This window comes from Arthrobacter sp. GCM10027362, assembly GCF_042679445.1.
In the GTDB taxonomy this organism is placed as follows: Bacteria; Actinomycetota; Actinomycetes; order Actinomycetales; family Micrococcaceae; genus Crystallibacter.
Genome location: NZ_JBHTML010000361.1, coordinates 1 through 1,490 on the forward strand (window position 1 = coordinate 1; position 1,490 = coordinate 1,490).

The following is a 1,490-nucleotide window of genomic DNA, read 5'->3' on the forward strand; positions in this document are numbered from 1 at the left end:
CGCGGCAGGGCCGTCCGCTGCCGCGCCGGGGCTGTCGCACGGTCGGGCGGGCCGGCCGGGCCCTCAGGCGGGTGGGCGGCCAATATTTTCCTGCCATCTGCCGGCCAGTTCTCGCTGCGGGAGCGCAGCTACCGACCAATTTCTCAGGAGGGGGCTGTGAACGGGGCTTCCGCTAGCCCTGCCGGCGCGGCATCCACTCCATGCAGTAGTCCAGGTTCGCATACACGGTGCGCACCGCGGCATCCTCGTCGCCGGCCTCGATGGCGTCCGCCAGGGCCTCGTGCCCTTCCGCGAGGCAGCCGTCGAACCCCTCGCGCAGCCGCTGGGCCATCTTGGCGCCGTGGAAGACGTCGCCGAAACTGGCGTAGATCTCATGCAGCAGCGGGTTGCCGGAGGCTTCGGCCACCCTCAGGTGGAAGTCCCAGTCGGCGGCGATCCATTCCTCCAGGTCCTGCCCGGCCCAGGCGCGCCGGCGCCGGGCGAGCAGTGCACGCAGGGCCACGATGGCGCCGTCGTCCCTCAGCCGGGTGGCCAGCCGGGCCGCCTGGGTGTCCAGGGCGAAGCGGACCTGCAGCACGTCCTCGTCCGCATATTCCCGGTAGGCCTTGCGGGCGGTGCCGCTGATCTCGCTGGTAGCGCGCACGTAGGTGCCGTCGCCGCGGCGGACCTCCAGCATGCCGGCGTGGGCCAGCGCCTTGATGCCCTCGCGCAGGGTGCCGCGGGAGACGCCGAGCTGCTCCATCAGTTCGGGCTCGGACGGGATGCGCTGCTGCAGGGGCCACCGGCCCGAGACGATGGCCTCGCGCAGCCGGGCGGTGACTTCCTCGGCCAGCGGCGGGCGGTGGACGGATTCCAGGTTCATGCCCGGCTCCTGCCCGCCGCGGCTTTGGCCGGACTGCCGAGCGAATACCCGAGCACCAGCTGCAGCACGGCGAAGGCCACCAGCAGGATCAGCGGCAGTGTCCAGCCGCCGGCGGCCTCGTGCAGCAGGCCGAGCCCGAACGGCCCCAGGGTGGCGAAGAGGTAGCCCACGGACTGGGCGAGGGTGGACAGCGCCGTCGTCTCGGCGGCGCTGTCGCCGCTGCGGCTGATCATGAGCATGACCAGCGGAAACACCCCGAAGCCCAGGCCGATGAACACCGCAGGCACCGCGACCAGCCCGTTCGGCACCAGCAGCAGCCCGGTAACCCCGGCCAGCGAGGCCAGGCAGGTGAGCATGAAGGCCGGGCGCAGCAGCCGGGGCCGGGCGGCCATGGCCAGCAGCACGATGACGGCCGGAATGCTGACCACCTGCACCAGCCCGAGGAGGTAACCGCCGGCGGCGGCACCGAGGCCGCGGGAGATGAGGATGTAGGGCAGCCAGCTCAAGATCGCATAAACCATCAGGGCCTGGACGGTGAACAGGCCGGTGACCAGCAGGCCCTTGCGCGTGGCCAGCAGCGGCCAGGGCGAGACGTGCGCGCCGGCATCGGCCGCCGGCTGCGGGCGCG

Annotated in this window: 2 protein-coding genes; both read right to left on the minus strand. The window is 72.4% G+C overall.

Going from position 1 to position 1,490, the window contains the following annotated elements; translation table 11 throughout:
- Window positions 1-172: 172 nt before the first annotated feature.
- On the minus strand, window positions 173-862 hold the full coding sequence (locus ACFQ36_RS22660; protein WP_377017819.1) for a FadR/GntR family transcriptional regulator: 690 nt from the start codon (window positions 860-862) through the stop codon (window positions 173-175).
- A partial coding sequence (locus ACFQ36_RS22665) for an MFS transporter (RefSeq protein ID WP_377017823.1) occupies window positions 859-1,490 on the minus strand: 632 nt, incomplete at its 5' end. The genes ACFQ36_RS22660 and ACFQ36_RS22665, both read right to left, overlap by 4 nt.